The sequence below is a fragment of the Thermus brevis genome, assembly GCF_026427635.1.
GTDB classification, from domain to species: Bacteria; Deinococcota; Deinococci; order Deinococcales; family Thermaceae; genus Thermus; species Thermus antranikianii.
On sequence record NZ_CP102606.1, the window covers coordinates 412625 to 439477 of the forward strand.

The 26853-nt window shown below is 65.7% G+C and carries 27 protein-coding genes and 1 tRNA gene; 18 read left to right on the top strand and 10 right to left on the bottom strand.

Features of this window, described 5'->3' with window-relative positions:
- Positions 1-6 precede the first annotated feature (6 nt).
- Positions 7-564: a Uma2 family endonuclease gene (locus KQ693_RS02360; protein WP_267261804.1), complete on the top strand. Its 558-nt coding sequence runs from the start codon at positions 7-9 to the stop codon at positions 562-564.
- Positions 561-1610, top strand: coding sequence for a dual-specificity RNA methyltransferase RlmN (gene rlmN, locus KQ693_RS02365; RefSeq protein ID WP_267261805.1), 1050 nt, complete (start codon positions 561-563; stop codon positions 1608-1610). The genes KQ693_RS02360 and rlmN overlap by 4 nt, the downstream gene beginning before the upstream one ends.
- Here rlmN and KQ693_RS02370 read toward each other — a convergent pair.
- Entirely contained in the window at positions 1579-2742 is a 1164-nt protein-coding gene (locus KQ693_RS02370; protein ID WP_267261806.1) for an acyl-CoA dehydrogenase family protein, read from the bottom strand. The genes rlmN and KQ693_RS02370 overlap by 32 nt on opposite strands.
- A 94-nt stretch (positions 2743-2836) precedes the next feature.
- On the opposite strand from KQ693_RS02370, the gene KQ693_RS02375 reads away from it, so the two are divergent.
- A complete protein-coding gene (locus KQ693_RS02375) occupies positions 2837-3559 on the top strand; it encodes a Clp1/GlmU family protein (RefSeq protein WP_267261807.1) in 723 nt (240 codons plus the stop codon).
- On the opposite strand, the gene leuS is transcribed toward KQ693_RS02375, so the two are convergent.
- The 5 genes from leuS to KQ693_RS02400 form a co-directional block, all read right to left on the bottom strand.
- Positions 3537-6173, bottom strand: a complete 2637-nt coding sequence (leuS, locus tag KQ693_RS02380; RefSeq protein WP_267261808.1) for a leucine--tRNA ligase — start codon at positions 6171-6173, stop codon at positions 3537-3539. The two genes, KQ693_RS02375 and leuS, sit on opposite strands and share 23 nt — an antisense overlap.
- Before the next feature lie 131 nt (positions 6174-6304).
- Complete coding sequence (locus KQ693_RS02385) at positions 6305-7087, bottom strand: YhjD/YihY/BrkB family envelope integrity protein (protein ID WP_267261809.1); 783 nt, start codon at positions 7085-7087, stop codon at positions 6305-6307.
- A gap of 63 nt (positions 7088-7150) precedes the next feature.
- A complete protein-coding gene (locus tag KQ693_RS02390; RefSeq protein WP_267261810.1) occupies positions 7151-8422 on the bottom strand; it encodes a glutamate-5-semialdehyde dehydrogenase in 1272 nt (423 codons plus the stop codon).
- Positions 8410-9522 carry a glutamate 5-kinase gene (gene proB / locus KQ693_RS02395; protein ID WP_267261811.1) on the bottom strand — a complete coding sequence of 371 codons (1113 nt, stop codon included), beginning with the start codon at positions 9520-9522 and terminating at the stop codon, positions 8410-8412. Before proB ends, KQ693_RS02390 begins: the two co-directional genes overlap by 13 nt.
- A 142-nt stretch (positions 9523-9664) precedes the next feature.
- The gene (locus tag KQ693_RS02400) at positions 9665-9874 is read right to left on the bottom strand and encodes a hypothetical protein (RefSeq protein ID WP_148228674.1); all 210 of its coding nucleotides are present in this window, start codon (positions 9872-9874) and stop codon (positions 9665-9667) included.
- A gap of 53 nt (positions 9875-9927) precedes the next feature.
- On the opposite strand from KQ693_RS02400, the gene KQ693_RS02405 reads away from it, so the two are divergent.
- A tRNA-Arg gene (locus tag KQ693_RS02405) sits at positions 9928-10004 on the top strand.
- 55 nt (positions 10005-10059) lie between these two features.
- Entirely contained in the window at positions 10060-10623 is a 564-nt protein-coding gene (locus KQ693_RS02410; protein ID WP_038031627.1) for a cob(I)yrinic acid a,c-diamide adenosyltransferase, read from the top strand.
- Here the strand turns inward: KQ693_RS02410 and KQ693_RS02415 are convergent.
- Positions 10620-10904, bottom strand: a complete 285-nt coding sequence (locus tag KQ693_RS02415) for a hypothetical protein (protein WP_028493682.1) — start codon at positions 10902-10904, stop codon at positions 10620-10622. The two genes, KQ693_RS02410 and KQ693_RS02415, sit on opposite strands and share 4 nt — an antisense overlap.
- Before the next feature lie 55 nt (positions 10905-10959).
- Between KQ693_RS02415 and KQ693_RS02420 the strand changes: the two genes are divergently transcribed.
- The 9 genes from KQ693_RS02420 (at position 10960) to KQ693_RS02460 (ending at position 17967) form a co-directional block, all read left to right on the top strand.
- The gene (locus tag KQ693_RS02420) at positions 10960-11679 is read left to right on the top strand and encodes an ATP-binding cassette domain-containing protein (RefSeq protein WP_267261812.1); all 720 of its coding nucleotides are present in this window, start codon (positions 10960-10962) and stop codon (positions 11677-11679) included.
- On the top strand, positions 11676-12854 hold the full coding sequence (locus KQ693_RS02425) for an ABC transporter permease (protein ID WP_267261813.1): 1179 nt from the start codon (positions 11676-11678) through the stop codon (positions 12852-12854). The genes KQ693_RS02420 and KQ693_RS02425 overlap by 4 nt, the downstream gene beginning before the upstream one ends.
- Before the next feature lie 11 nt (positions 12855-12865).
- Positions 12866-13729: an SPFH domain-containing protein gene (locus tag KQ693_RS02430; RefSeq protein WP_267261814.1), complete on the top strand. Its 864-nt coding sequence runs from the start codon at positions 12866-12868 to the stop codon at positions 13727-13729.
- A 9-nt stretch (positions 13730-13738) separates the two neighbouring features.
- Positions 13739-13927, top strand: coding sequence for a type II toxin-antitoxin system antitoxin (locus KQ693_RS02435; protein WP_267261815.1), 189 nt, complete (start codon positions 13739-13741; stop codon positions 13925-13927).
- Complete coding sequence (locus tag KQ693_RS02440) at positions 13893-14405, top strand: hypothetical protein (RefSeq protein ID WP_267261816.1); 513 nt, start codon at positions 13893-13895, stop codon at positions 14403-14405. Before KQ693_RS02435 ends, KQ693_RS02440 begins: the two co-directional genes overlap by 35 nt.
- Entirely contained in the window at positions 14402-15196 is a 795-nt protein-coding gene (locus KQ693_RS02445) for a CPBP family glutamic-type intramembrane protease (protein WP_239725918.1), read from the top strand. The genes KQ693_RS02440 and KQ693_RS02445 overlap by 4 nt, the downstream gene beginning before the upstream one ends.
- 8 nt (positions 15197-15204) lie before the next feature.
- A complete protein-coding gene (gene rapZ / locus KQ693_RS02450; protein WP_219758900.1) occupies positions 15205-16026 on the top strand; it encodes an RNase adapter RapZ in 822 nt (273 codons plus the stop codon).
- Positions 16027-16099: 73 nt separating this feature from the next.
- Positions 16100-17260, top strand: a complete 1161-nt coding sequence (locus KQ693_RS02455) for a gluconeogenesis factor YvcK family protein (RefSeq protein ID WP_416376372.1) — start codon at positions 16100-16102, stop codon at positions 17258-17260.
- 8 nt (positions 17261-17268) lie between these two features.
- A complete protein-coding gene (locus KQ693_RS02460; protein ID WP_416376365.1) occupies positions 17269-17967 on the top strand; it encodes a glucodextranase DOMON-like domain-containing protein in 699 nt (232 codons plus the stop codon).
- Here the strand turns inward: KQ693_RS02460 and KQ693_RS02465 are convergent.
- From KQ693_RS02465 to KQ693_RS02475, 3 genes are read right to left on the bottom strand one after another with little or no spacing between them, the layout of a single operon-like run.
- Positions 17964-18284 carry a DUF3208 domain-containing protein gene (locus KQ693_RS02465; protein ID WP_267261819.1) on the bottom strand — a complete coding sequence of 107 codons (321 nt, stop codon included), beginning with the start codon at positions 18282-18284 and terminating at the stop codon, positions 17964-17966. The two genes, KQ693_RS02460 and KQ693_RS02465, sit on opposite strands and share 4 nt — an antisense overlap.
- A gap of 4 nt (positions 18285-18288) precedes the next feature.
- Positions 18289-19389 carry an alanine racemase gene (gene alr, locus KQ693_RS02470; RefSeq protein ID WP_267261820.1) on the bottom strand — a complete coding sequence of 367 codons (1101 nt, stop codon included), beginning with the start codon at positions 19387-19389 and terminating at the stop codon, positions 18289-18291.
- 1 nt (position 19390) lies between these two features.
- The gene (locus KQ693_RS02475) at positions 19391-21517 is read right to left on the bottom strand and encodes a primosomal protein N' family DNA-binding protein (protein ID WP_267261821.1); all 2127 of its coding nucleotides are present in this window, start codon (positions 21515-21517) and stop codon (positions 19391-19393) included.
- A gap of 21 nt (positions 21518-21538) precedes the next feature.
- Here KQ693_RS02475 and KQ693_RS02480 point away from each other — a divergent pair, with 21 nt between their 5' ends.
- From KQ693_RS02480 to pheT, 4 genes are all read left to right on the top strand, one after another.
- A complete protein-coding gene (locus KQ693_RS02480) occupies positions 21539-22588 on the top strand; it encodes an MFS transporter (protein ID WP_267261822.1) in 1050 nt (349 codons plus the stop codon).
- A 44-nt stretch (positions 22589-22632) separates the two neighbouring features.
- On the top strand, positions 22633-23292 hold the full coding sequence (locus tag KQ693_RS02485) for a DUF5639 domain-containing protein (RefSeq protein ID WP_267261823.1): 660 nt from the start codon (positions 22633-22635) through the stop codon (positions 23290-23292).
- A 141-nt stretch (positions 23293-23433) separates the two neighbouring features.
- Positions 23434-24495, top strand: coding sequence for a phenylalanine--tRNA ligase subunit alpha (gene pheS, locus KQ693_RS02490; protein ID WP_267261824.1), 1062 nt, complete (start codon positions 23434-23436; stop codon positions 24493-24495).
- Positions 24492-26840: a phenylalanine--tRNA ligase subunit beta gene (gene pheT, locus KQ693_RS02495; protein WP_267261825.1), complete on the top strand. Its 2349-nt coding sequence runs from the start codon at positions 24492-24494 to the stop codon at positions 26838-26840. The genes pheS and pheT overlap by 4 nt, the downstream gene beginning before the upstream one ends.
- The last annotated feature ends 13 nt before the right edge of the window (positions 26841-26853 follow it).

The following is a 26853-nucleotide window of genomic DNA, read 5'->3' on the forward strand; positions in this document are numbered from 1 at the left end:
AGGACGATGACCGAGCGGTCCTTGCGCCCGCTAACGGAAGAGGAATACCTGGCCCTGGAAGAGGCTAGCCCCGTGCGCCACGAGCTGGTAGGGGGCATCCCCTATGCCATGGCCGGGGCCAGCCTGGACCCCAACCTCATCGTCACCAACCTGGTGGCCCTCTTAAAACCCTTGGCCCGGGCCCAAGGATGCCGGGTCTACAGCGAAACCGCCCGGCTTAAGGTTTCCGAGGACACCTTCTACTACCCAGATGTCATGGTGGTCTGCGGCCCCAAGGCCCATCCCCTCTACGAAACCGCCCCTTGCCTGGTGGTGGAGGTTCTCTCCCCCGGTACCGAGGCCCAGGACCGACGGGGTCAGCGAAGCTATCTTGAAAAGCTTTCCCGTTACCTTGGGCTCCCTAGTCTCCAGGCCTATCTCCTCCTGGAGGGAGCCAGGCCGGGAGGCGTCCTTTACCGCAAAACCCCTTCGGGCTTTCGGGAGGAAAGGGTGGAGGAACTCCTTATCCTGCCCTGCCCGGAGGGGACCTTGAAGCTTGAGGAGATCTACGAGGGCGTGGCATGAAACCCATCCTGGAACTCCTCCCCGAAGAGCTTCCCGGCGAGGGCTACCGCAAGGCCCAGATCGCCCACTGGCTCTATGCCCGGGGGGCCATGGACTTCTCCGAGATGACCGACCTGCCCAAGGGCCTCCGGGAAGCCCTGGCCGGGGAGTGGCGCATCTCCGAGTTTGCCCTGGTGGAGGCCTACCCGAGCCGGGATGGAAGCGTCAAGTACCTCTTCACCCTGCTGGACGGAAAGAAGACGGAAGCCGTCTACATGCCCTACGAGAACCGCAAGACCGTCTGCCTTTCCAGCATGGTGGGCTGCCCTGCAGGGTGCACCTTCTGCGCCACCGGGGCCTTGGGCTTTGGCCGTAACCTCACCGCGGCGGAGATCCTCTCCCAGCTCCTGGCCATCGCCCACCACCAGGGCATCTCCCCCAGGGATATCCGCAACGTGGTCCTCATGGGCATGGGGGAGCCTCTCCTGAACCTGGGCAACGTGCTTCAGGCCATCCGCACCATGCTCCATCCCAAGGGCCTGGCCATGAGCCCAAGGCGCATCACCCTTTCCACCGTAGGCATCCCCAAGGGCATCTACCGCCTGGCGGAGGAGGACTTAGGGGTGCGCCTCGCCCTTTCCCTTCATGCCCCTGATGACGAGACCCGCAGGAAGATCATCCCCACCGCCCACCGCTATTCCGTGGGGGAGATCCTCGAGGCGGTGCGCCACTACTACGCCAGGACCAAAAGGCGGGTCACCTTTGAGTACACCCTCCTGAAGGGTCTAAACGACCACCCCTGGCAGGCCCGGCTTCTCGCCAAGCTCCTTAAGGGCATAAGCGCCCACGTGAACCTGATTCCCTTTAACCCCTGGGAAGGCGCTCCCGTGGAAGGCACCCCTAAGGCGGGCATCCTGGCCTTCGCGGAGGAACTGAGGCGGCTCGGGATTCCCACCTCCATCCGCTTCAGCCGAGGGCAGGACGTGGGGGCAGCCTGCGGCCAGCTGGCCTTAAAGGCCCCCAAGGCCCTCACCTTCACACCGACTCTAGAAGGCGCCGGGCAATAATGAGCTTCAGGATCTCGCTGGTGCCCTCCCCAATGCGGGTCAGGCGGGCGTCGCGCCAGTAGCGCTCCACGGGGTAGTCCTTGATGTACCCGTACCCCCCCAGGATCTGGATGGCCTCGTCGCAGGCCTTCACCGCCACCTCGCTGGCGAAGAGCTTGGCCTGGGCGGCCTCGAGGGTATAGGACCTTCCCGCATCCTTAAGCTCCGCCGCCTTCAGGTAAAGAAGCCTTGCCGCCTCCAGCTCCGTGGCCGCCTCCGCCAGCTTGAAGGAAACCCCCTGGTACTCGGCAATGGGCCTGCCGAAAGCCTCCCTTTGTTTGGCGTAGCGGAGGGCGTAGTCCAAGGCCGCCCTTCCCAGGCCCACCGCCATGGCGGCGATGCCGATCCTGCCCCCATCCAGCACCTTGAGCACGTCGTAAAACCCCTTGCCCCTCTCCCCCAAAAGGCTGCCCTCGGGCACGAAGAGGTCCTCGAGGACCAGCTGGGCGGTGTCGGAGGCGTTCAGGCCCAGCTTCTCCTCCTTGCGGCCGATGCGGAGGCCCTTTTCCGGGCGGAAAAAGACGAAGGCGGAGATGCCCAGGTGCTTCCTCTCCGGGCTTGGAGCCGGGTCGGTGCGGGCCACGATCACGTAGACCCCGGCCACGCTCCCCTGGGTGATGAACTGCTTGGTGCCATTGAGCACATATCCCCCGGACACCGGCTCGGCCCGGGTTTTAAGGGCGGCGGCATCCGAACCCGACCCCGGCTCCGTAAGCCCCCAGGCCCCCAGGGCCTCCCCCGAGGCCAGCTTGGGCAGGAAGGTCTCCTTCTGCCTTTCATTCCCCGCAAGGAGGATGTGCCCCGTGGCCAAGGAGTTGTGGCTGGCCACGGTGAGGGCCAAGGCCCCGTCGTAATAGGCGATCTCCTCCACCATACGGGCGAAAAGCCGGCTTTTAAGCCCCGCCCCGCCATAGGCCTCGGGCACCGTGGCCCCGAAGACGCCGAACTGGGCGAGCTTCCTCACCAGCTCAAAGGGAAAGGCCCCCGTGCGATCCCTCTCCGCCGCCCCCGGGGCCACCTCCGTCTTGAGAAACTCGCGGAAGGGCCCCAAGACCGCCCGCTCCTCCTGGCTTTCCTCAAACCAGAGCCCCATGGTGGGCATAGTATAACACTTTCTTGCGACATGGCAAAAATACGTTATCCCACAGGCCCCCGGAATCCCGGGGCATGGGGTAGTTTCAAGGGGGATGCTCCTCCTGGCTGGCCCCACGGATACCGGCAAGTCCACCCTGGCCTTAAGGCTTCTGGAAAAGGCCAAGGAAGCCTACCTCCTGGACCTGGACCCGGGGCAGGGAGCCCTGCCCGGGGCCTTCACCCTCTTCCACTACCGGGAAGGAACCCTCACCCCCCTACGCCGCTACCTTCTGGGGGCCCTGTCCCCCAGAGGGATGGAGGCGCAGGCGGTGGTGGGAGCCCTGCGCCTAGCCCGCCTCATCCCCAAAGGAAGCCCCGCCGTGGCCGACACGGATGGCTACCTGGACCCTGGGTTTCGGCTCTTACAGATCGAGGCCCTGGTGCCCGCCGAGGTGCTGGTCCTGGGGTGGGAGGAACTTTACCAAGCCCTTTCCTGGCGCAAGGACCTAAGGGCGCGCCTGGCCCCGCCCCTTCATGGGGTCCGCAGGAAAACCCCGGCCGAGAGGCGGAAAAACCGCCTGGAAAGGCTTTTTGCCCACTTCCAGGAAGCCAGGCCCCGCCCCCTTCCCCTCGGTCACATGCCCGCATACCCTATGGAGCCCCCCGAGCCCCAGCGGCTTTACGGGCTCCTGGACGGGGAAGGGTTCCTCCTGGGCTACGGGCAGCTTCTGGCCTGGGCGGGGGACGAGGGGCTTTTCCTCACCCCCGTGGGGGAGGAGGTGGCCAGGGTAGTACCCACCCGGCTTCTTTTCCCTATCCCCGCACTACCAGGTTGAGGATCTTGCCGGGGACGTAGATTTCCTTCACGATGGCCTTGCCCTCCACGTGGGCCTGAACGTTTCTCACCCTGAGGGCCTCGGCCCTGGCCACCTCCAGGGGGGCGTCCTTGGGAATCCGGATGGTTCCCCGCACCCTCCCGTTCACCTGCACCGCCACCTCCACCACGTCCTTTTCCAGGGCCTTTTCGTCCAATTCGGGCCAGCCGGCTTCAAAGAGGCTATCCGGCCAGAACCAGTGCCAAAGTTCCTCAGCGATGTGGGGGGCAAAGGGGAAGAGCATCTGCAGGTAGTAGCGGATGGCGGTGCGGTAGACGGGGGTCACGAGCCGCACCTTGCGGTACTCGTAGAGGGCGTTCAAGAGCTCCATCAGGGCGGCGATGGCGGTGTTGAAGCGCAGGGCCTCGAGGTCCTCCGTGACCTTCTTGAGGGTGGCGTGGAGCTTCTGGTAAAGCTCCCGGTCCGGACCCTCCAGGCTCTCGGCGGCAAACTGGCCCGTGGTGGCCAAAAGGGCCTCGCGGTCCTCCGCCACCCGGCGCCATATGCGGTTCAGGAAGCGCCAGGCCCCCTGTACCCCCTCCTCGGTCCAGACCATCTCGTTTTCGGGGGGTGCGGCGAAGAGGATGGTGATGCGGGCGATGTCCGCCCCTTCCTCCTTCACGAAGGGCCCCACCATGACCCCGTTGCCCTTGGACTTGCTCATCACCGCGGGCTTCCAGAAGTGAAGGGTACCGTCCTCGTGGGGCCTGAGCTCCGCCCCCATCTTCCGCACCTCCTCCAGGGAAAGCTCCCTCTCCGGGATCTCCAGGCGGATGCGGGTGGGCTCGGGCAGGCGCACCCTATCCCCCTCCACCTCCACGGGGCCGAAGTCCGTCCAGGCCAGGACCATGCCCTGGGTGAAAAGCCCCTGGAAGGGCTCCTCCACCTTCACCATCCCCAGGTCGTGGAGGAACTTGGTGAAGAAGCGGCTGTAGAGGAGGTGAAGCACGGCGTGCTCCACCCCGCCAATGTACTGGTCCACCGGCATCCAGAAGTCCGCCTTCGCGGGGTCAAAGGGCAGCGTTTCGTTCCTGGGGTCGGTGTAACGCAGGTAGTACCAGCTGGAGTCCACGAAGGTGTCCATGGTGTCGGTGTCCCGCTTGGCGGGGCCACCGCATTTGGGGCAGGTGGTCTCGTAGAACTCGGGGTGGGCCTCCAGGGGGCTTTTCCCCTTGGGCCGGATGTCCTCGATGTCCTTGAGGTCGGGGAGGAGGACGGGAAGCTCCTCCTCGGGAACCGGCACCACCCCGCAGGCTTCGCAGTGGACGATGGGGATGGGGGTGCCCCAGTAGCGCTGGCGGCTGATGAGCCAGTCCCGGAGGCGGTAGGTAACCTTAGCCCTTCCCAGGCCCCTCTCCTCCAGCCAGGCCACCACCTTCTTCTTGCCCTCCTCGCTGGGGGTGCCGTCAAAGGGCCCCGAGTTCACCATGATGCCGGGCTCCTCGTAGGCGGCCTCGAGGGGCTCGGGCAAGGGCTCACCCGGGCGCTCGATCACCTTCCTTATGGGAAGGCCGAACTTCTGGGCAAACTCAAAGTCCCTCTGGTCGTGCCCGGGCACCCCCATGATGGCCCCGGTGCCGTAGCCGTAAAGCACATAATCCGCAGTCCAGATGGGGATTTTCTCCCCGGTGGCGGGGTTTGTGGCGTAGGCCCCGAGAAAAACCCCCGTCTTCTCCCGGCCTTCCGCCTGGCGCTCGATCTCGGTCTTGCGCTTGGCAGCCTCCACATAGGCCTCCACCTCGGCCCGCCTTTCGGGAGAGGCGAGCCTTAAGGTGAGGGGGTGCTCCGGGGCCAGGACCATGAAGGTGGCTCCAAAAAGGGTGTCGGGCCGGGTGGTGAAGACGGTGATGGCCTCTTTCAGGCCCTCCACGGGGAACTCGATCTCCGCCCCCTCCGACCGGCCGATCCAGGCCCGCTGCATGGCCTTCACCTTTTCCGGCCAGTCCAGGCCCTCGAGGTCCTCAAGAAGCCTTTCCGCATAGGCGGTGATGCGCAGGTACCACTGCTCCAGCTCCCGCTTCTCCACCGGGGTGTCCTCGTGCCGCCAGCAGCGGCCCTCCACCACCTGCTCGTTGGCCAAGACCGTCTGGCACTTGGGGCACCAGTTCACCAGGCCCTTGGCCCGGTAGGCCAGGCCCTTTTCCCACATCTTCAGGAAGATCCACTGGTTAAAGCGGTAGTAGTCGGGCTCGCAGGTGGTCACCTCCCGGTCCCAGTCGTAGAGGATGCCCATGAGCTCGAGGCTCTCCTTGGCCTGGCGGATGTTCTCGTAGGTCCAGTCCCGGGGGTGGAGGCCGAACTTCAAAGCGGCGTTTTCCGCGGGCAGGCCGAAGGCATCCCAGCCCATGGGATGGAGAACCTCATACCCCTGCACCTTGCGGAAGCGGGCCAGGACATCCCCCATGGTGTAGTTCTTCAGGTGGCCCATGTGCAGGTCCCCGGAGGGGTAGGGGAACATGACCAGCACGTACTGCTTCCCCTTCCTTCCCGGGACCTCCTTGGCCTTCATGAAGCCCTTTTCCTTCCAGAAGCGTTGCCACTTGGGCTCTATGGCGTGCGGGTTGTACTTCTCCATGCGCTCCTCCCTCAAAAAAACCCTTCCCCCAAGGGGAAGGGACGGCCAGGCCCCTTCCCGCCTTAGGGGATTAGCCTGGCCGGGCTCATGGGAACATGATACTGCAACCCGGCAAAAAAACGTGGGGCGCCCTAGTCCTCCACCGCCCTCGCCACCACCGCCCCCAGGAGGAAGACCCAAAGCACGAGATATAGGCCGAGTAGCGCCAGGACAAACCCCGCCAGGGGTCCGTAGAGGAGCTCGTACTGGGAACGGGGGAGGAGCTTGGGAAGCCCAAGCCGCACCCCCTCGAAGAGAAGGGCCGCCACCCCTGCCCCCACGCTCAAGGGCACCAGGTGGCGAAACCCTTTGAGGCCGCGGAAAAAGGCGTAGGTGAGGAGAAAGAGCAAAAAGGCCAGGAAGAGGGGTAAAAAAGCCTCCAGGGGCCCCAAGGCCCCCCGCCACTCCGGGGGGAGGAAGCGGAGGAGAAACCCTAGGGCCAGGCCCAAAAGGGCCAGGAGGATGAGGGCAAGACCCAAGACCACCGGCATGAGGAGGCCCAAAAGGCGGTGGCGAAAACCCGGGGGGCGGCCAAAGATGAGCCCCAGGGCGTAGCTCAAGGCGGCGAAGAAATTGCTTCCCGACCAAAGGAGGAAGAGGGCGCTTACCAGGGTGAGGGGAAAGGCCCCCCGGGTGAGGAAGCGGAGAAGGTCCTGGGCCAGCTCAGGCCGGGCCGGGAAAAGACCCTCGGCCAAGGCCTCCACTCCCCTCAAAAAACCCTCCCTCAGGGCCTCGCTTCCCGAGAGGAAAAGGCCAAAGACCCCCACCAGGAGAAAGAGAAGGGGCATGAGGGAAAGAAGGGCGTAGTAGGCTAGGGCGGCGGCGAAGAAGGGCACGTGGGCCTGGGTGTAGAGGCGTAACACCTTCTGCAGCACGGGCTCCCCTTCCCTACCCGCTCCCCCCGGCGGGCATCCTCCCCTACCTCCCCTAGGGGGCACCTATTCCCGCTCCTGCCCCTCCCCCAGGGCCACCCACTTGGTGGTGGTGAGCTCCATGGGCCCCATGGGGCCGTAGGCGTGGAGCTTGGAGGTGCTGATGCCGATCTCCGCCCCCAGGCCCAGCTGGAAGCCATCGTTGAAGCGGGTGGAGGCATTCCACAGGACCAGGCTGGCGTCCACCTCCTCCAGAAACCGCCAGGCGGCCTTGGGATCCTCCGTGCAGATGGCCTCGGTGTGGCGGGAGCCGTAGCGGGCGATGTGTTCCAGGGCTTCTTCCAGGCCGGAAACCACCTTCACCCTCAGGATCAAGTCCAGATACTCCCGGTCCCACTCCTCCTCCTGAGCGGGCACCGCCCCCTTCAGGAGGGGAAGGGCTTTGGGGCAGGCCCTGAGCTCCACTCCCCTTTCCTGCATGCCTTTTTCCAGCATGGGGAGGAAGACCTCGGCCACCCTCTCGTGCACCAGGACGGCCTCGAGGGCATTGCACACGGCAGGCCGCTGGGTCTTGCCGTTAATGGCCAGGCGGAGGGCCATATCCGGGTCCGCCCTCTCGTCCACGTAGAGGTGATTCACCCCCTTGGCGTGGGCCAGGACCGGCACCCGGGCCTCCCGTTGCACCAGACGGATGAGCTCCTCCCCACCCCGGGGGATGAGGAGGTCCAATAGCTCCAGGCGGCACATGGCCAGGATGGCCTCCCGGTCGGTGGTGGGCACCAGGCTCACCGCCTCCACAGGAAGCCCGGCCTCCCTCAAGGCCCGATGCCACAGGGAAACCAGGGCCTGGTTGGAGCGGAAAGCCTCCTTCCCTCCCCTGAGGAGCATGGCGTTTCCCGCCTTCAAGGCCACGGAAACCGCCTCCACCGTGGCCCCGGGCCGGGCTTCGTAGATGAAGCCGATGAGGCCCAAGGGGATCCGCATCCTTCCCACCCTAAGGCCGTTTGGCCTCTTGCTAAGCCCCTCGATCCTCCCCAAGGGATCCGGGAGGGCGGCAATCTGACGAAGACCCTCGGTGAGGCTCCTAAGGTCCTTGTCCTTGAGGGCCAGGCGGTCCAGCTTGGCCCGGGATAGCCCCGCCTCCTCCGCCTCCTTGAGATCCTCTTGGTTGGCCTTTAGCACCTCCGGCCAGGCTTCCTCCAAAAGGCGGGCCATGGCCAGAAGAGCCCCGTCCCGGTTCCCCTTGGCGATCTCGGGAAGCCGGGCCCGAGCCCCCTCCGCCAGTTCCCTCAGCGTTTTCTCTAGATGTTCCCTTTGGGAAGCAGCTAACTCCCCCATGCCTCCTCCTTCAAGGCCAGGTGGTCCCGGTGGACCACCTCCTCCGTGTAGCGATAGCCCAGTAAAGCCTCGATCTCGGCGCTTTTGTGCCCCTTGATGCGCTCGATCTCCTCGGCGGCGTAGTTGGCCAGGCCCACCCCCACCTCTTCCCCTGCCTCGGTGAGGAGGCGCACCGCCTCTCCCCGACCGAACCGCCCCCGCACCGCCTTGATGCCGGCAGGCAGGAGGCTTGCCCCCCTCTCCCTTAGAGCCCTCACCGCCCCGGCGTCCAGCACCAGCTCCCCCTTGGGCTTCAGAAGACCATAGAGCCAGGCCCTCTGCCCCCGGTACCGCCTTCGGGCATGGAAGTACGTACCCAAGGGAGCTCCCGCCAGAGCCTCGAGGATCACCCCGGGCCTTCTTCCCGGGAGAAGGAGGGTGGGTATCCCCACCCTTCCGGCAATGCGGGCGGCAAGGAGCTTGGAACGCATCCCTCCGCTTCCCAAGGGATTTCCCTCCCCGGCATGGGCCAACACGGCCTCCACCCGCTCCACCTCCGGGATGGGGCGGGCGCTGGGGTTCTTCTTGGGGTCATCCTCATAGAGGGCGTCCACGTCGGAAAGGAGGAGCAAAAGCCCTGCCTCCACCAGGGCCGCCACCCGGGCGGAAAGCTGGTCGTTGTCCCCAAAGCGGATCTCCTGGAAGGCCACCGTATCGTTCTCGTTGATGATGGGAACCGCCTTCAGGCGCAAAAGGGCCTGCAGGGTGGCCTTGGCGTTCAGGTAGCGCCCGCGGCTCGCCAGATCCTCGGCGGTGAGGAGCACCTGGGCCACCGGGGTAGGGGTGAAGGCTTCCCGCCAATAGGCCATGAGAAGAGGCTGGCCGATGGCGGCCAGGGCCTGCTTGGTGGGCATGTCCTGGGGGCGGGGCAGGCCCAAGGCCGCCATCCCCGCCGCCACCGCCCCCGAGGAAACCAGAACCACCTCCCGCCCCTCCTGGCGCAGGGCCAGAACCTGGCGGGCAATCTCCTGCATCACCGCCTGCTCTAACCCTTGGGGCCCCGCCAACACGGCGCTTCCCACCTTGAGGACCAGCCGCTTGGCCTCGAGTCCCGGCCGCATTAAGGCCCAGGATAGCATCCCCCACGCAGCCGCGGATGGCACCCGCACCACCCTGAGCCTCTGACGCTGAGCAGGGGAAGCGCGGTTTGCCCCGGAGGATCCGGTTCCTGGAGGTACCTTTGGAATCCAGCCTTCCAACGGACTAAACGTTTGAATCCTCCGCTTTCCCTGCTACGAAGCGTCCCTGGCGAAAGGCCACCTTTCCCTCCCGCCTGAGCCGCACCAGGAGGGCGAAAAGGGTGGCCTTCCTGAGCCCGGGGCGGAGGGATTGAAGCTGGGTGTGGAGGTCCTCGAGGGTCCTGGGCTCCCGAAGAAGATGGAGAAGATAGGCTTCCAGACGCTTATCCCGCACCAACCCCATTATTGACAAGGGGGGCTTTCCCATGCTACCTTGAGGGTCGGCTTGGGCCCGTAGCTCAGTTGGATAGAGCGGCTGACTACGGATCAGCAGGTCAGGGGTTCGAATCCTCTCGGGCCCGCCAAAACCCCCGGGGAAACCCGGGGAATGTTTTTTCGGTCAGGCCCTACAATGGGGCCATGAAGATCTACACCAAGACCGGGGACGCAGGGGAAACCGGCCTTTACGGGGCCGAGCGGGTGGCAAAGGCCCATCCCCGGGTGGAGGCCTACGGCACCGTGGACGAGGCCAACTCCGCCTTGGGCCTAGCGCGAAGCCTCCTTCCCCAGGAGCACCTGGACCTGCACGACCTCCTGGAGCGCATCCAAAACGCCCTCTTTGACCTGGGGGCCGACCTGGCCACCCGCATGGGGAGCCCCTACGAGAAGAACATCGCCCGCATGGACGCCCAGGACGTGGAGGGGCTGGAGCAGGCCATCGACCGCTACATGGAGGAAAGCCCTCCCTTCCAGGGCTTTATCCTCCCGGGAGGGCATCCGGCGGCGGCAGCCCTGCACCTGGCCCGCACCGTGGTGCGCCGGGCGGAGCGCAAGGTGGTGGCCTTAAGCCGGGAGGAACCCGTGAACCCCGAGGCCATCCGCTACCTCAACCGCCTTTCCGACCTCCTCTTCGTCCTGGCCCGGGTGGTGAACGCCCGGGAAGGGGTGCGGGAAGAGGCGTGGCTGGTGAAGAAAAGGCGTTAGGGCCAGGGCTTACCGTAAACCCTCACCTCGGCCCCGGGAAAGGCGGTCTCCAGAAGATCCTTTAGGAAAAGGGCGGCAGAGGGCAGAAGCCCTCCGCAAGGACCCTCCATGTAAAGGAAAAGGTAGCGGGGCCTTCTCGGGGACTGGGAAAACCCCAGGCATCCCTCGTACTCGGGGAAGTACTCGTAGAAAAGCTCCAAGAGGTCCCGCACCAGGTCCCTGGCCTCGGGCAGGGCCTCAATGGAACTTTGCGGCTTGACCCAGAAGGTCATGGCCTTCATGCAAATCCATTATGGCCCTTGACCCGGATAGGGTGGTATGATATCACTTAGATATATGATTGAAGTCGCCGGTCTCACCAAGGCCTACGGCCAGCGCCTGGCCGTGCGGGACCTCACCTTCCAGGTAGCCCCCGGGGAGGTCTACGCCCTCCTGGGCCCCAACGGGGCTGGGAAGACCACCACCTTGCGGGTTCTCTCCACCCTGATCCGCCCCACCCAGGGCAGGATCAGGGTGGCGGGGTTCGATGTGGTCCAAGACCCCCTCGAGGTGCGCCGGCGCCTGGGCCTGGTTAACGGAGGCATGCGGGTGTACGACCGCCTCACGGGGCGGGAGGTACTCCGGTTCTTCGCCGGGTTTTACGGCCTCGAGGGCCAGGCCTTCCAGGAGGCCCTGGACTGGGTAGCGGACCTTTTGGAGATGGAGGAAACCCTGGAGCGAAGGGTCATGGAGATGTCCACCGGCATGCGTCAGAAGGTGGTCATCGCCCGGGCCATCCTCCACCGCCCTCCCGTCCTCCTTCTGGACGAGGCCACGGCCGGGCTGGACGTGTTCGCCCGCAGGGCTCTTCTGGACTTCGTCAAGGCCTACCGCCAGCTGGGCAACGCCATCATCTACTCCACCCACGTGATGAGCGAGGCGGAGGAGGTGGCAGACCGGGTGGGCTTTTTGCACCAGGGCCGGCTGGTCTATGAGGGAAGCAAGGAAGAAGCCCTGGCCCTGGGGGAGGGAAGCCTGGAGGAAGCGTTCGTGCGCAGGGTGAAGGAGGCCGCATGAGGGACATCTACCGCATCTTCTGGAAGGAACTTGTGCAGGTCTTTCGCGACCGCAAGCTGGTCTTCTCCACCCTGATCCTTCCTGTGCTGCTCATGCCCATTTTCATGTTCGGGCCCAGCCTGGTCCTCCAAAGGCTCCTGCAGGGCGCCCAGGAGAGGAAGCAGGAGGTGGCGGTCCTGAACCTGCCCGAAGAAGCCCTCCGCGCCCTGGAGCAGGCCGGACTCTCCCCCAAAGCCCACCCCGACCCCGAGGGAGCCGTGCGGGAGGGGAAGTATCCCGTGGGCGTCCGCTACGAGCAGGGGGTGTACCGGGTCTACGGCCGCCTGGCAGGGGGGCTCACGGAGGGGCAGGTGGCGGTGAACAAGGTGCAAGGGGCCCTGCAAGCCCTTAAGGAGGCCAAGGTGGCCGAGGCCCTGGCCCAGAGGGGAATCCCCCACCAGGTCCTCACTCCCTTCCAGGTGGAGGTGGTGGACACCTCCCCCGAGCGGGAGAAGGCCGGGGGGCTTCTGGGCTTCCTCCTTCCTTTCTTCCTGGTGGTCTTCGTCCTCACAGGGGGGCAGGTGGTGGCGGTGGACGCCACCGCCGGGGAGAAGGAGAAGGGGACCCTCGAGGCCCTCCTCATGGCCCCGGTGCCCCTCTGGCACCTGACCTTGGGCAAAACCCTGGCCACGGTGGCCATGGCCCTTCTTTCCGGGATATCGGGGCTTGTGGGCCTGGCCTCGGGCAGGGCCCTAGCGGCGGAGTTTGGCGGCCGTCTTTTCAGGGAAACCGGCCAGACCCTGGAACTGGGCGGCCAGCTGACCCTGGACGGAACCAGCTTTCTTGCCCTCTTCCTCTCCGCCTTCCTGCTGGCCCTCTTCATGGGGGCGGTGATGGTGAGCCTGGGGCTTTTCGCCCGAAGCTTCAAGGAAGCCCAGAGCTACATGGCCCCCCTCCAGCTTCTCGTCTTGCTCCCCCTCATCTTCCTCCAGTTTCGGGGCTTCTTTGAACTGCAAACCTGGCACCACCTGGTGCCCCTCTTCAACGTGGCCCTCCTCATGGACGCCCTCCTGAAGGGAAGCGCAAGCCCCCTGCAGGCAGGCCTCACCTGGGGTTCCACCCTGGTCTACGCCGGGCTTGCCCTCCTGGTGGCGGTTAGGGTCTTCTCCCGGGAAGAGGTGGTCTTCAGGAACTAAAAGGAGGCGGTATGCGCGAGGTAAAGGAAACTGCGGCGTGGCGACAAAACGGCTTTCTTGCCCTTTTGGCTCTCCTCCTGGCCCTCCTCTGGCTGGGCTGGGCAGGGTATCGGTTGCTGAGCGAGAAGGAGCTTTTCTACCTCTGGCACCTCATCCCCGCTCTTCTGGCCTCGGGGCTTTTAGCGGCGGGGCTTTTCACCGTGCAACCCAACGAGGCGGTGGCCATAGTCTTCCTGGGGCGGTACGTGGGTAGCGTCCGGGAGGAAGGCTTCCACTTCACCAACCCCCTGGCCCAGCGAAAACGGGTTTCCCTGAGGGTCCACAACTTCACCTCCGATAAGCTCAAGGTGAACGACGCCCAGGGAAACCCCATAGAGATCGCCGCCGTGGTGGTGTGGCGGGTGGTGGACACGGCCAAGGCTCTTTTCCAGGTGGAGAACTACCAGAGCTTCGTGGCCATCCAGTCGGAGGCGGCCATTAGGGCGCTGGCGAGCCGCTACCCCTACGATGCCGAGGGCAGGTCCTTAAGGGGAAACCCCGAGGAAATCGCCGAGGAGCTCAAGGCCGAGGTGCAGGAGCGCCTGAAGGTGGCCGGGGTGGAGGTGTTGGAGGCCCGCCTCACCCACCTGGCCTACGCTCCGGAGATCGCCCAGGCCATGCTCCGCCGGCAGCAGGCCCTGGCGGTGGTGGCGGCCAGGAGGCTCATCGTGGAGGCAGCGGTGGGCATGGTGAAGGAAGCCCTCCTGGGCCTCGAGGCCCAGGGGATCGCCCTGGACGAGGAGCGCCGGGCAGCCATGGTGAACAACCTCATGGTGGCCCTGGTGGCTGAGGCCCAGGCCCAGCCGGTGATGAACGTGGGTACCCTGTACACCTAAGGGGGTGGGGTGAGAGAAAAGGAGAAGAGGCGCTTCCTTTTAAGGCTTGACCCAAGGCTCTATCGGGTGCTGGAGAAATGGGCCCAGGACGAGCTGAGGAGCGTGAACGCCCAGATCGAGTTCCTCCTCAAGGAAGCCGCCAAGAAGGCGGGGAGGTGGAAGGATGAGGCTTCAGCCGAAGAGGGACGGGAACCCTAGGCGGTTTTTCCTGGTCTTGCTCCTCTTTTCCCTCCTGGCCCTGGGTGGGGTGGTCCTCCTGGCCGCCCGGGAGGATCCCGAAAGCCTTCCCCTCCTCCTCCTCGGCATCCTCCTGGTGGACCTTTTTCTGATGGGAGCCCTCCTCTACTGGCTCATGGGGTTTCCCCAGAGGCTTTTCTACGAGCTAAATGGCCCGGTGCTCGTCATCCACCACCCCCTAGGCCGCCGCACGATCCACCGCTCGGAGATGGCGGAGGTGAGGCTCCTCACCTTCGCCCTTCCCTGGTGGACCCTTCAGGGGGAGGTCTCCATGCCCGGCTACCACCGCAAGCGGCTCCGGCTGGAGGGACTATCCGTGGAAGCCCTCGTGGGAGCCAGGCGGGGGGAGGGAGTGCTCCTGGTGCTCAAAAACGGCTCCGGGCTTCTTCTCAACCCGGAAGACCCCCTTCCCCTGCTGAAGTGGAAGGAGGTGGCATGAGGGCCCTTTACTGGACCCTGGGCCTTTCCTGGGTGGCCTTCCTGGCCTTTTACCTGCAGGGCGGGCGGGTGGGTAGCCCTGCCTATCTGGCCTTTGGCTTCCTCTACATGTGGATTCCCGGCCTGGTGGCCCTTTCCTTCGCCCGCAAGGAGGGAGTGCGCCTCCCCCTTGCCCTACGGCCCAACCGCTACTGGCTTTTCGCCTGGCTCTTCCCCGTGGCCCTCACCCTGCTTTCCATTCCCTTAAGCCTTCCCTTCGGTGCCTGGAAAGGATGGGAAGCCCTCCGGCAAACCGCGCCCCAGGAAGCAGCCCAGGCGATCCCGGAAACCCTCTCTGCGCTTTTCCCCCTGGTCCTCATCCTCTCCGCCCTGGTGGCGGGAGCCACGGTAAACCTCCTGGCCGCTTTGGGAGAGGAACTTTTGTGGCGGGGGTACCTGTGGGAAAAACTAAAGGTGCGGGGCTTCTGGCCCGCCAGCCTGGAAATCGGCTTCTGGTGGGGCCTGTGGCATGCTCCCCTTATCCTGGCCGGCCATAACTATCCCAGAGAACCTCTCCTCGGCGTTCCCATGATGATCCTTTTCACCTTGGCCCTGACCCCCGGGCTCCTCTGGGTCCGGGAAAAGGCAGGCTCGGTGCTGGCGGCAGCCCTCTTCCACGGAACCCTGAACGCCATAGCGGGCCTTTCCCTCCTTCTGGTGGAGCGCACCCACGACCTCCTCATCGGGGTGGTGGGGCTTCCTGGGCTTTTCCTCCTTTCCCTTTTCAACCTCTGGCTGAGGAGGCGGGTATAGTCAAGGGGATGCGGTTTCTGGTGCTTTCGGGGCTTTCCGGAGCGGGCAAGACCACGGCCAAGGGATATCTGGAGGACCTAGGCTACTTCATGGTGGACAACCTCCCCCCAAGCCTGTGGGAAGCCCTTTTGCAGGAACTGAGCCGAAGGGGGGTGGAGCGGGCCGGGGTGGTGCTGGACGCCCGGGCCCTGGCCTTCTTCGGGGATCTGGAAAGGGTATTGGACCAGCTCAAGCCCACCGTGGTCTACCTCGAGGCCCGCCCCGAGGTCCTCCTGCGCCGCTACAACCTGACCCGGAGGGTCCACCCCCTGGGAGCGGGGAACCTCATGCGGGAGATCGGGGAGGAACGCCGCATCCTGGGGCCCCTAAGGGCCAGGGCCCACCTGGTCCTGGATACCTCGGAGCTTTCCCCAAGGGCCCTCAAGGACGCCCTGGTGCGCTTTCTGGGGGAGGAGGCGGGCTTTCTTTTGCGCCTCATCTCCTTTGGCTTCAAGTGGGGCCCGCCCCAGGAGGCGGATCTGGTCCTGGACGTGCGCCCCCTGCCCAACCCTCACTACGATCCCGCCCTCAAGCCCAAGACGGGGCTTGACCTCGAGGTGCAGGCCTACGTGTTCCGGGAAGAGTACGAGCCCTACTACCGGGCCCTGCTGGCGGTGGTGGGGCTGGCGGCGGAGGGAGCCCAGAAGGAAGGCAGGGCCTTTTACACCGTGGCCGTGGGGTGCACCGGGGGAAGGCACCGGAGCGTGGCCGTGGCCGAGCGGCTTGCCGAGGAGCTCTCCAGCCGGTTCCGGGTGGAGGTGAGCCACCGGGATGTGGACAAGGAGGAGTAAGTACCAGGGATTGTACCGGGTAGCCAAAGGGCTTGCCCGGCGCTTTCCCCCGCTTCGCTGGCTCTACCCGGGGATGCGGGTCAAGCGCTACGCCGCCTTGGCGGGCCTGGGGGTAGGCCTCATGGCCTTTGGGCTTGCCCGCTTCCTCCCTCCTCCACCCCCGGAACCCTGGGCCCTGGGCCTTGTCCTCCTGGGCCTCACCCTCTTGGTGGGAGGGGTAAGGAGCATGAACCGGAGCATGCTCTCCGCCTTCACCGAGCCCGAGGCGGTGCCGGAAAGGGTCTACGTGCGCAGGAGGTTGGAGCAGGGTCCCAAGGTGGTGGCCTTTGGCGGTGGGACCGGGCTTTCCCGGGTGCTCAGGGGCCTAAAGGAGCACACGGCCAACACCACCGCCCTCGTGGCCGTGACCGACGATGGGGGCTCCACGGGCCAGCTCCGGCTAGCTTTCGGCCTGCCGGCGGTGGGGGATCTGGTGGACTGCCTGGCGGCGCTTTCCGACCACCCCGCCCTTCCCAAGCTCCTGCACCACCGCTTCCAGGAAGGGGAGTTTAAGGGCCACACCTTCGGCAACCTCTTCCTCTTGACCCTGAACCAGGAGGCCAGGAACTTCGCCCAGGCCATCCTCGAGGCCAACGCCATCCTGCAGCTTAGGGGCCAGGTCTTTCCCGCCACCCCCGAGGCCGTGCGGCTTAAGGCCCGCTTCCGCGATGGTTCGGAGGTGGTGGGCGAGGTGGCCATCCGGGAAAAAAGGGGACGGATCCAGGAGGTCTTCCTGGAACCCGAACCCCAGCGGGTCATGGAGGAAGCCCTCAGGGCCATCCGCCAGGCGGACCTCCTGGTCCTGGGCCCGGGAAGCCTCTACACCAGCGTCATCCCCAGCTTCCTGCCCAAGCCCCTCCTGGAGGCCATGGCCAAGGCCAGGGCTCCCCTGGTCTACGTGGTGAACCTCATGACCGAGCCAGGGGAAACCGATGGCTACACCGCTTACGACCACTACAAGGCCATCGCCTACCATCTCGGCAGGAGGCCCGAGGTGGTCCTGGTGCACACCGCCCCCATCCCGGAGGAAGTCCAAAGGCGGTATGCGGCAGAAGGGCGTTTTCCCGTGGCCTTTGACCCGAGGCCCTTCGCCGCGGACGGGGTGAGGGTGATCACGGGGGATTTCCGGGAGGAGGGTCCCTTGGCCCAGCACGATCCGGAAAGGGTGGTGAGGGCCCTCGTGGCCCTGGTATAAAGATGGGCGTGCTGTTTCTCTTCCAGGACCCCGTGGGCGACGACCAAGGCCTGGCCTACCTCTATCCCCGGGCAGCCCTGTTCCAGGAGGCGGGGGAGGGCTATGCCGACCTCCTGGCCCTGGCAGGGGAAGAACGGGAAGGGAAGCTGGTCCTGAAGGTGCGCCTGAGCCGCTACCCGAATCCCCTCGAGGGCCCCTTGGGCTTCAGCCTGGCCACGGTGGTCCTCTGGTTGGACACCGGGGAAGGAGGGGAGGAAGCCTTGCTTCCTGGGCTTTCCACCCCTCCTGGCCAAGGCTGGGAGGTGGCCTATATCCTCACGGGATTCGGCGGGGAAAAGCGCACCCCCACCGGGGAAAGGACGCCCGCAAGGGTGTGGCGGGAAGGGGAATGGGTGGTGGTGGACACCGGGATTTCCCCCGGGCCTTACGGCTACTACGGGGCCGTGGGCCTCTTCGACCCCTTCGCTTCCTGGTACCTGCGCCCCACAGGCCCGGAAGGAGGCCCCTGGACCCTGGGGGCCCCCCCGGGAAGCCCCCCGGTGGTGGACCTTTTGGCGGAGGCACCCTTGGACCAAGTAAAGGCCTACCAAACCGGCATCCTGAAGCCCTTAAGGCCCAAGGGATTCGCCCTCAAAAGGGAAAGCCTCCTGGCCTTTGCCCTGGGCGGGGCCTCCCTCCTCCTGGCCTTCCTCCTCCGCAAGCCCTAGAGGGGGCGCAAATCCTCCAGAAGAAGCCAGCCCACCTCCTTGGGAAGCCCCTCCAGCATCCCCCGAAGCATGGGGGCCAGGGTTTCCGTCAGGGGCTTCAAGGCCTCGGCAGGTTCCTCGGTGAGGAGAAGAAGGGTAACCTGGTAAAAACGCTGGGTGTGGGTGGGGGTACCGTCCTCAAAGAAGGGCGCGGGGGGCGGCACCTCGTCCAGGAGAAGCCTGGCTCCCTCCACCTCCTGGGGAAGCAGGGTTTTCAGGTCCAGAGCAAGCTCCCTGGGGTACCAGAGGTAGCCCTGGAACAGGCGCACCGCTTGCACCCGTCTAGTTTAGAACCTCCCACACCTCCTCGCCATAGCGGTAAACCCGAGGAAGCCTCCGGGAAAGGTGCACCGCCACCTCGTAAGGGATGGTCCCCCGGGCCTCGGCCCAGGCGCAAAGCCCGGTGGGGCCGAAATCCGGGGAGAGCACCTCCAAGACCGCCTCCAGGGGCAAAGGCCCCGGGGAAAGGACCGTGGTCTGGTCCATGGAGATGCGGCCCGCCACCGGGTAAAGGCCTCCTTCCGGACCCTTCGCGAAGCGCACCGCCCCCCGGGGAAGACCGTCGGCATAGCCCACGGGCAAGGTCAAAAGCCACTCCCCACCCCGGGCCACGTACTCCCCTCCGTAGCCCACCCGATCCCCCGGCTCCAGCTGCTTCACCAGGGTGGGCCGGGCGAGAAGGCGGAGGATGGGCTTTAGACCGAAACCTGGGATGAGGCCATAGAGGGCGAGACCCACCCGCACGTTCTCCCCCCCGTGCAGCAGAAGCCCGTAGGAGTTTTCCAGGTGGTAGAAGTAGCCTTCCCCCAAAGCCTCCCGCACCCTTTGGAAGCGGCTTCTCTGCACCTCCACGAAAGCCTCGTCCTCCCCGGCGGTGGCCAGGTGGGTGTAGACTCCCTCCACCCTTATCCCCAAGGCCTCCACCGCCAGGAGGGCATCCTTAGCCTTCTCCCAGGGAAAGCCCACCCGGTTCATCCCCGTGTCCACCTTGAGGTGGGCCCTGGGGGTCAGGCCCAGGGCCCAGGCCCTACCCGCCAGGGCCTGGGCTGCCTCGAGGGTGGAGAGGGTGGGCAGCAGGTTAAGGCGCAACACCTCCTCCGCCTCCAGGGGATGGAGGCTTCCCAACAGGAGGATCTCCCCCTCCACCCCGCCTTCCCGCAGGGTCCTTCCCTCGCTCACCGTGGCCACCGCCACCCGCCTGGCCCCCTTTTGGAAGAGGAAGCGGGCCAGGGGTAAGGCTCCATGCCCATAGGCTTCGGCCTTGAGGACCGGGATGACCTCTCCCCTGGCCTTGGCCTTAAGGAGGAGCCAGTTGGCCTCGAGGGCCTTAAGGTCCACCTCTATCCAGGCGCGGGTCTTGAGGTACGCCGCGGCGTGACCCATGCTAATCCTCCAAAAGCCCCACAAAGCGGTGGGGATCGGGATCCAGCTTAAAGCGACGGCGGTCCAGGCGGGAAAGAAGCTCCCTAAGCCGCTCCGTGCTTCCCTTCAGGAGAAGGTGGAAGACGTACATCCCCTTGACCCGGGGCACCGGGGCAGGGGCCGGGCCCAGCACCTCCCCTTCCCGGGCCACCCCCTTCAGGGCGGAAAGGAGGCCATAGGCCTCCTCGAGGGCCCGCTCCTCCTTGCGGTGGGCCACCTCCAGCTTCACCATCCGCACCTTGGGAGGGTAATCCAGGGCCTCCCGCAGGGCCTTTTCCCTCCAGGGAAAGACCTCCACGCTTCCCTCCAAAAGCGCCTGGTGGACAGGGTGGTCGGGGGTGTAGGTCTGCAGGACCAGAAGGGGCCTTCTCCCCGGCCTCAGCTCGGTGAGGGCCCAAAGCAGGCGATGGTACCGCTCGGCGGCGCGGAAATCGGAATCGTAGAGGAAGCCATCGGCATAGGGCAGGAGGACCAAGGCCAGCTCGGGGAGCACCGGGCCCCGGAGAAACGCGGTGGTGCCCACCACCACCCCTGGCTCCCCCTCGAGCAGGGGGCCCAGGTCGTCCTTCCCCTCCTTGGAGTAGCGGTACACGGGTAGGGAAAGGCGCCCCCTTAGTTCTTCCTGCAGCCATTCCAGCCCTGGCCCCTTGGGCTCGAGGAGGGGGGAACCGCACTCCGGGCACAGGACCGGGGGAGGCTCGCGGTGGCCGCACTGGTGGCAGACCAGCTCCCCCCTGCCCCCCTTGTGGTAGCGCAAGGGAAGGGCGCAGTTGGGGCAGGTGGGCTTGTACCCGCAGTCGGCGCAGAGGAGGAGGGCGCTATAGCCCAAGCGGGGAGAAAGGACCAGGGCCTGCCGCCCCTTCTCCTCCACTTGCTTCAAAAGGGCCCAGGCCCTCCCCACCAGGGGATACCCCTTCTCCTTCCTCAAGTCCAACAGGAGAACCCTCGGCTTGGGTACGGGGAAGGCCAGGCCGGGCTTTTCCAAGACCTCCACCGCGGGCACCAGGGAAAGGTAGGTGAGGGGCACTCCCAAAAGCTTCGCCCTGAGCTCCGCCAAGGGAGGCACAAAGGCCCGGGTCCCCGAGGGGAGCTTGTAGCTTTCGCTTCCCTCTTCCACCACCACCAGGGAATCCGGGGTGAAGGGGAGAAGAAGCCCGCCATAGGTGGCGAAAATCAGGCCCCCAGGCTGCCGAAAAAGGGCCTCCCGCGCTTCCCGGGAAAGGCCCCCATGGTACGGCTTGGCCTGGGGGAAGTGGCAGAGGAAGCGTTCCAAAAGGCTTACCTCGGGAAAAAGCACCAGGTGGCTTCCCTTGGCCACCAGACCCGCCAGGAAACGCATCCTCTCCCCAAGCCTTCCCCCGTTCAGCCTTTCGGGCCTTTCCGGAAGGAAGAGGGGCTTTAGGGGCTCGCCCGCAGGGGAAGGCTCCCTGGGAGTCCCGTTGCCGATGTACCCCTCGGCGAGAAGCCTCTTCACCCGGCCCACCCCTACCCCAGCAGCCCGGGCCAAGGCTGCCAAACTCTCCGCTTGGCCCAGGGTCCAAAGGACCTGCAAAACGGCGTCCAGAAGAGGGTCAGGATGCCGCTTCTCCAGGGGGACGAGAACCTTTCTCCCCTCCTTAAAGGCCACCTCCTCCTGCAAGACCCCAGCCTCCCGCAGGTAATCCAAAAGCTTAGGGTCAAACCCCTTAGCCTCCTGCCAGGTGACAAGACCCTCCAACCCCCTGGGCAGAAGGGCTGGGTCCGCCCCCGGGTAGAGGCGCACCCGGTGCCTTAGTTCGGGAAAAGGGGGCAGGAAATCGGCAAGCACCTGGCCCAAGGGAGCAAAGAGGTAGCGGGCGGCTTCCTCCAGAAACAGGATCTCCTCCGGGCGCAAATAGGGCCTCGAGTCCACATAGGCGATGGCGTGCCGCAAGGCATGGCTCGGCCTGCCCCCTTCCCCCACCACCACCCCCACCCGTACCTCCCCCCGCCAGGGCACCGCCACCCGTTTCCCCAGGGCTTCTTCCCCATCTACCCCCTCCTGGCCCAGGGGAGGCAGGTAGGTCATGGGGGGAAGGGGCAGGGGTAAGGCCACCTGAAGAAGGCGCATGCTGCCCATAGGATAAGGGGGATGCGGTGGGCGGTGGTGCTCTCTGGGGTAGCCCTTTACAGCGCCCTCTACGCGGTGGTGCCCTTGCTTCCCCTTTTGGAAAAGCTCTTCGCTGCCCCTCCGGGGGCTGCGGGTCCAGGCATGGGCCTGCCCCTTTTGCTTCTGGTGCTCCTTTCCCCCTGGGTACCCCGCCTGGGCCTGCCGGCAGGCACCCTGTTGGGCGGGGGCCTTCTCTTGGTGGGCCTAGGGGGGGTGCTCGGGGCCTTTAGCCCAAGCCTTCTCCTCTGGACCCTTTGCCGCATCCTCCAGGGGGTTGGGGCTGCCCTCGTGCCCACCTTGGCCATCGTCCTCATTCCCCTTCTCTTCCCCCAAAAGGCCTGGGAGATGGCCGGGGTATACATGGCGGGGAATGTTCTGGGCGGGGGCATGGGCCGGGTGCTGGCAGGGGTTTTGGCCGAGGTCGTCGGGGTGAGGGAGGCCCTCTTCCTCCTTTCCCTGCCCGCTTTTCTCCTGGGTCTTCTTCTCATCCGGGCTCCTGCAGGGCTTCCCGCCCTGGGTAGACCGCAATACGACCTTTCCGCCTTTCCCTTGTACCTGGCGGGTTTCATCCTCCTTTTCCTGAACCTCTTCCTGGCCAACCTCCTCCCCTACCGCCTTCTGGAGCTGGGCTTCCGCCCAGGCGAGGTGGGGCTCGTGTACCTGGCCTACCTCTTCGGCATCCCAGGAAGCGCCCTTTCGGGGCTTCTGGCCCGCCGGTTCGGGGCGGTGGCCACCTTTCGCCTGGCCTTCTCCCTAGTCCTCCTCGCCCTCGGGCTTTTGCTCCTGCCACCCCCAGGCCTGGTTCTGGGATTCGTGCTCCTCATGGCCGCCCTCTTCACCGCCCAAAGCCTGGCCTCAGGAGCTGCCGGAAAGAGGGGAGCGGGGGTAAGCGGCACCTATGTGGCCGCCTTCTACCTGGGGGGCACCCTGGCCGGGCTTCTTTATCCCTTCTTCCTCCATAGCTTCCCCCTGGCGGTGGCGGTGGGCGTGGCCCTGGCCCTTCTCAACCTCCTCCTGGCCCCCGTCAGGTAGGCCCTTTTGTCCCGGAACCCTCCTACCCGCGCTACCATAACCCCATGGAGCTCCATGCCGCCGACCAGTACCTGGTGGCCCCCGGGGAGGCCGGGCTCCTTTCCGTGTACGAAAGGCTTTCCGGCACCCGGCTCTACCCTCCTTTCCCCCCGGTGGAGCTCCCCGGTGGGGTGGGGGGGCTTTTGGAACGGGGGGGCTTTGGCCAGACCTTCTTCTTCCCGGCGGAGGTCCTGGGCTTGACCTTTAAGACCCCCAGGGGAAGGGTGGTGCGGGCCGGGGGGGTGGTGGTGAAGAACGTGCAGGGCTACGACCTGGTGCGGCCCTTTGTGGGGAGTTTTGGCCTGTTAGGAAAGGCCCTCGAGGTGATCTTCCGCTTGAGGCCGGGGCAGGCCTCCGTCTTTTTAAGGAAGCCCTTCACCGGAGAGTTTCCCGAGCTTACCCCCCATCCCCGCTTCCTCTTCGCCCTCCAGGAGGGAGGGAAGTGGTGGCTTTACGCCTTTCAGTTCGGCCACGAGAAGGAGGTGGCCCGCTTCCAAGAGGCCTTCGGCGGGGAGGAGGCCAGACCCCTGGACCTGCGGCCCCTCTTCCCCCAGGGGATGGGGCTGGGCGAAGGTCCTCTCAGGGACCTTCGCTTCTCCTGGGCGGATGGGGGCAGGGCCCCGGAGCCTCCAGAGGCCTTCCGGAAACTCGCCGAGGCGCTTTAGTTAGGGATTTTGGTTTCCGCTTGGACTAAGCGGGTGGAAACGGACTCCTCGACCTGTCCGGGGAAGGAGCGTAAGGAGGTGCCGCCATCTCCTTGCCCCATCCTCCCCACGCCCGGGACGGGGCAAGGTATTCTCTTAAAGATGCGGGAGCTCGAGCAAGAAGCCCTAGCCGCCATCCGAGAAGCCCGGGACCTCGAGGCCTTAAAAACCCTGAAGGCCCGCTACCTGGGCAAAAAGGGCCTCCTCACCCAGGAGATGAAGGCCCTTGCCAGCCTTCCCCTCGAGGAAAGGAAAGCGAAGGGCCAGGCCCTAAACGCCCTCAAGGAGGCCATCGAACGGGCCCTGGAGGAGCGGGAAAAAGCCCTGGTGGAAGAAGAGCTGAGAAGGGCCCTGGAAAGGGAGCGCCAGGATGTTTCCCTACCAGGGGTGGAGGTTTTCACCGGGGGACTCCACCCCATCACCCTTATGGAGCGGGAGCTGGTGGAGATCTTCCGCTCCCTGGGCTACCAGGCGGTGGAAGGTCCCGAGGTGGAAAGCGAGTTCTTCAACTTTGACGCCCTGAACATCCCCGAGCACCACCCGGCCCGGGACATGTGGGACACCTTCTGGCTGGAAGGGGAGGAGCATAGCCTTCCCGGCCCCTTGGGAGAAGAGGTGGGGGGCAGGCTCCTTCTTCGCACCCACACCTCCCCCATGCAGGTGCGCTACATGGTGGCCCACACCCCTCCCTTCCGCATCGTGGTGCCGGGGCGGGTTTTCCGCTTTGAGCAGACGGACGCCACCCACGAGGCGGTCTTCCACCAGCTGGAAGGCCTGGTGGTGGGGGAAGGGATCACCATGGCCCATCTGAAGGGAGCCATCTACGAGCTGGCCCAGGCCCTTTACGGCCCAGAGTCCCGGGTGCGCTTCCAGCCCGTGTACTTCCCCTTCGTGGAACCCGGGGCCCAGTTCGCCATCTGGTGGCCCGAGGGAAGGAAATGGCTAGAGCTGGGAGGGGCCGGGATGGTCCACCCCAAGGTCTTCCAGGCGGTGGACGAGTACCGAAAAGCCCTGGGCCTTCCCCCCGCTTACCAGGGGGTCACAGGCTTCGCCTTTGGGCTCGGAATCGAACGCCTGGCCATGCTCCGCTACAACATCCCCGACATCCGCTACTTCTTCGGGGGAAGGCTTAAGTTCCTGGAGCAGTTCCGGGGGATTCTATGAGGGTGCCTTTTTCCTGGCTAAAAAGCTACGTGCCCGAGTTGGAAAGCCCCGAGGTCCTGGAGGAGCGGCTCGCCGGTCTCGGCTTTGAGACCGACCGCATGGAAAGGATCTTCCAGATACCCGGCGGCGTGGTCTTCGCCCGGGTCCTCGAGGCCCACCCCATCCCCGGCACCAGCCTGAAGCGCCTGGTCCTGGATGCGGGAAAGGTGGTGGAGGTAGTCTCGGGAGCGGGAAACGCCCGGGCGGGAATCGGGGTGGCCCTGGCCCTTCCCGGCACGGAGGTAAGAGGCCTAGCCATCGGGGAAAGAACCATCCAGGGGGTGGTCTCCCACGGCATGGCCCTGTCGCCCAAGGAACTCGGGGTAGGGGAATACGGCGGTGGGCTTCTGGAGTTCCCCCCCGATACCCTTCCTCCCGGCACCCCCCTGGCCGAGGCCTGGCCGGAGGAGGAGGTGCTGGACATCGAGGTCACCCCCAACCGCCCGGATGCCCTGGGGATCCTGGGCCTGGCCTTTGACCTCCACGCCCTGGGCTACAGCCTGATTCTGCCCGAGGTGCGGCTGGAAACGGAGAAGGTACCCCTACCCTTTGGCCTCAGGGTGGAAGACCCTCGCGGGGCCCCTCACTTCACCCTTTCCTACGCCTTTGGCCTCCAGGTGGGGCCGAGCCCTCTTTGGCTCCAACGCATCCTTTTCGCCTGCGGGATGAGGCCCATAAGCAACGTGGTGGACATCACCAACTACGTGATGCTGGAACGGGCCCAGCCCATGCACGCCTTTGACCTCCGCTTCGTGGGGGAGGGTATCCTGGTGCGCCGGGCCAAACCCGGGGAAAAGCTGGTCACCCTGGATGGCGTGGAAAGGGAACTCCACCTCGAGGACCTGGTGATCGCGGGCTACCGGGGAGAGGAAAGTTTCCCCATCGGCCTTGCCGGGGTCATGGGGGGCGCCGAAAGCGAGGTGCAGGAGGACACCCGGGCCATCGCCCTGGAGGTGGCCCAGTTTGACCCCGTTTCCATCCGCAAAACCGCCAGGCGGCATGGCCTCCGCACCGAGGCCAGCTACCGCTTCGAGCGAGGGGTGGACCCCTTGGGCCAGGTACCCGCAGCCCAAAGGGCCCTAGGCCTCCTTCAGACCCTGGCAGGGGCCCGGGTGGCGGAGACCATCCTGGAGGAAGGAACCCCCCAGGCACCCAAGCCCATTCCCTTCCGCCCTGCGTACGCCAACCAGCTCCTCGGCACCCAGTACCCGGAGGAGGTACAGCTTGCCATCCTAAGGCGCCTGGGCTGCCGGGTAGAGGGGGAAGGTCCCTACCGGGTCACACCCCCCAGCCGCCGCCTGGACCTCGAGCTGGAAGAGGACCTGGTGGAGGAAATCGCCCGAATCCAGGGCTACGAGACCATTCCCCTGGACCTTCCCGCCTTCTTCCCCGCCCCCGACAACCGGGGGGTGGAGAGGCCCTACCAAAGGGAGCGCCGCCTGCGGGAACTCCTTTCGGGCCTTGGCTTCCAGGAGGTTTACACCTATAGCTTCATGGACCCCGAGGAGGCTTCCCTCTTTCGCCTGCCCCCGCCCCCTTGGCGCCTCAAAAACCCCTTGAGTCCGGAAAAGGCTGCCCTGAGGACCCACCTCTTCCCTGGCCTCCTCAGGCTCCTCAAGGAAAACCTGGCCCTGGACCGTCCGGAAAGAGCCCTCCTCTTCGAGGTGGGCAGGGTCTTCGGGCGAGAGGGGGCTTGGGTGAGGGAGGAAACCCGTCTGGCAGGCCTCCTCTTCGGGGAAGGCCTGGGACTTCCCCATGGGGAGAAGCTTTCCGGCTACCCCCTCCTCAAGGGACTTCTGGAGGCCTTTTTGAACCGGCTGGGCCTGGACCTGAGGGTGGAGGCCCATCCCTACCCCTTCCTCCACCCCGGCGTTTCGGGGAAGGTAAGGGTGGCCGGGGAGGAAAAGGGATTCCTGGGCCAGGTGCACCCGGAGATCCTCAAGGCCCTCGAGCTTCCCCCGGTCTATATCTTTGAGCTCCACCTCCCCCTTCCCGAAAAGCCCTTCCGCTTCCAGGACCCCTCCCGCTACCCCTTAGCCCTCAGGGACCTGGCGGTGGTGGTTCCCGAGGCCACGCCCTACGGGGAGGTGGAGGCCCTCCTTCGCCAGGCAGCGGGACCCTACCTGGAAAGCCTACGGCTATTTGACCTCTACCAGGGCCCACCCCTTAGGGAAGGGGAGAAGAGCCTGGCCTTCCACCTGCGCTTCCGCCACCCCGAGCGCACCCTCAAGGACGAGGAGGTGGAGGAGGCCATGGCCCGCCTCCTGACGGCTTTGAGGAGCCGGGGCTGGGATATCCGGGGCTAGGCGGTAAACTAGA

What these genes read in the sequence shown, in the direction of transcription:
- KQ693_RS02480 (WP_267261822.1), top strand. Translation starts at nt 21,539, where the DNA reads ATGCGGTGGGCGGTGGTGCTCTCTGGGGTAGCCCTTTACAGCGCCCTC.
- KQ693_RS02370 (WP_267261806.1), bottom strand. Translation starts at nt 2,742, where the DNA reads ATGGGGCTCTGGTTTGAGGAAAGCCAGGAGGAGCGGGCGGTCTTGGGG.
- alr (WP_267261820.1), bottom strand. Translation starts at nt 19,389, where the DNA reads ATGGGTCACGCCGCGGCGTACCTCAAGACCCGCGCCTGGATAGAGGTG.
- KQ693_RS02430 (WP_267261814.1), top strand. Translation starts at nt 12,866, where the DNA reads ATGCGCGAGGTAAAGGAAACTGCGGCGTGGCGACAAAACGGCTTTCTT.
- rapZ (WP_219758900.1), top strand. Translation starts at nt 15,205, where the DNA reads ATGCGGTTTCTGGTGCTTTCGGGGCTTTCCGGAGCGGGCAAGACCACG.
- KQ693_RS02360 (WP_267261804.1), top strand. Translation starts at nt 7, where the DNA reads ATGACCGAGCGGTCCTTGCGCCCGCTAACGGAAGAGGAATACCTGGCC.
- pheT (WP_267261825.1), top strand. Translation starts at nt 24,492, where the DNA reads ATGAGGGTGCCTTTTTCCTGGCTAAAAAGCTACGTGCCCGAGTTGGAA.
- proB (WP_267261811.1), bottom strand. Translation starts at nt 9,522, where the DNA reads ATGCGGCCGGGACTCGAGGCCAAGCGGCTGGTCCTCAAGGTGGGAAGC.
- KQ693_RS02445 (WP_239725918.1), top strand. Translation starts at nt 14,402, where the DNA reads ATGAGGGCCCTTTACTGGACCCTGGGCCTTTCCTGGGTGGCCTTCCTG.
- KQ693_RS02420 (WP_267261812.1), top strand. Translation starts at nt 10,960, where the DNA reads ATGATTGAAGTCGCCGGTCTCACCAAGGCCTACGGCCAGCGCCTGGCC.
- KQ693_RS02390 (WP_267261810.1), bottom strand. Translation starts at nt 8,422, where the DNA reads ATGGGGGAGTTAGCTGCTTCCCAAAGGGAACATCTAGAGAAAACGCTG.
- KQ693_RS02440 (WP_267261816.1), top strand. Translation starts at nt 13,893, where the DNA reads ATGAGGCTTCAGCCGAAGAGGGACGGGAACCCTAGGCGGTTTTTCCTG.
- KQ693_RS02410 (WP_038031627.1), top strand. Translation starts at nt 10,060, where the DNA reads ATGAAGATCTACACCAAGACCGGGGACGCAGGGGAAACCGGCCTTTAC.
- KQ693_RS02425 (WP_267261813.1), top strand. Translation starts at nt 11,676, where the DNA reads ATGAGGGACATCTACCGCATCTTCTGGAAGGAACTTGTGCAGGTCTTT.
- KQ693_RS02375 (WP_267261807.1), top strand. Translation starts at nt 2,837, where the DNA reads ATGCTCCTCCTGGCTGGCCCCACGGATACCGGCAAGTCCACCCTGGCC.
- rlmN (WP_267261805.1), top strand. Translation starts at nt 561, where the DNA reads ATGAAACCCATCCTGGAACTCCTCCCCGAAGAGCTTCCCGGCGAGGGC.
- KQ693_RS02475 (WP_267261821.1), bottom strand. Translation starts at nt 21,517, where the DNA reads ATGCGCCTTCTTCAGGTGGCCTTACCCCTGCCCCTTCCCCCCATGACC.
- KQ693_RS02485 (WP_267261823.1), top strand. Translation starts at nt 22,633, where the DNA reads ATGGAGCTCCATGCCGCCGACCAGTACCTGGTGGCCCCCGGGGAGGCC.
- KQ693_RS02415 (WP_028493682.1), bottom strand. Translation starts at nt 10,904, where the DNA reads ATGAAGGCCATGACCTTCTGGGTCAAGCCGCAAAGTTCCATTGAGGCC.
- KQ693_RS02455 (WP_416376372.1), top strand. Translation starts at nt 16,100, where the DNA reads ATGCGGGTCAAGCGCTACGCCGCCTTGGCGGGCCTGGGGGTAGGCCTC.
- leuS (WP_267261808.1), bottom strand. Translation starts at nt 6,173, where the DNA reads ATGGAGAAGTACAACCCGCACGCCATAGAGCCCAAGTGGCAACGCTTC.
- pheS (WP_267261824.1), top strand. Translation starts at nt 23,434, where the DNA reads ATGCGGGAGCTCGAGCAAGAAGCCCTAGCCGCCATCCGAGAAGCCCGG.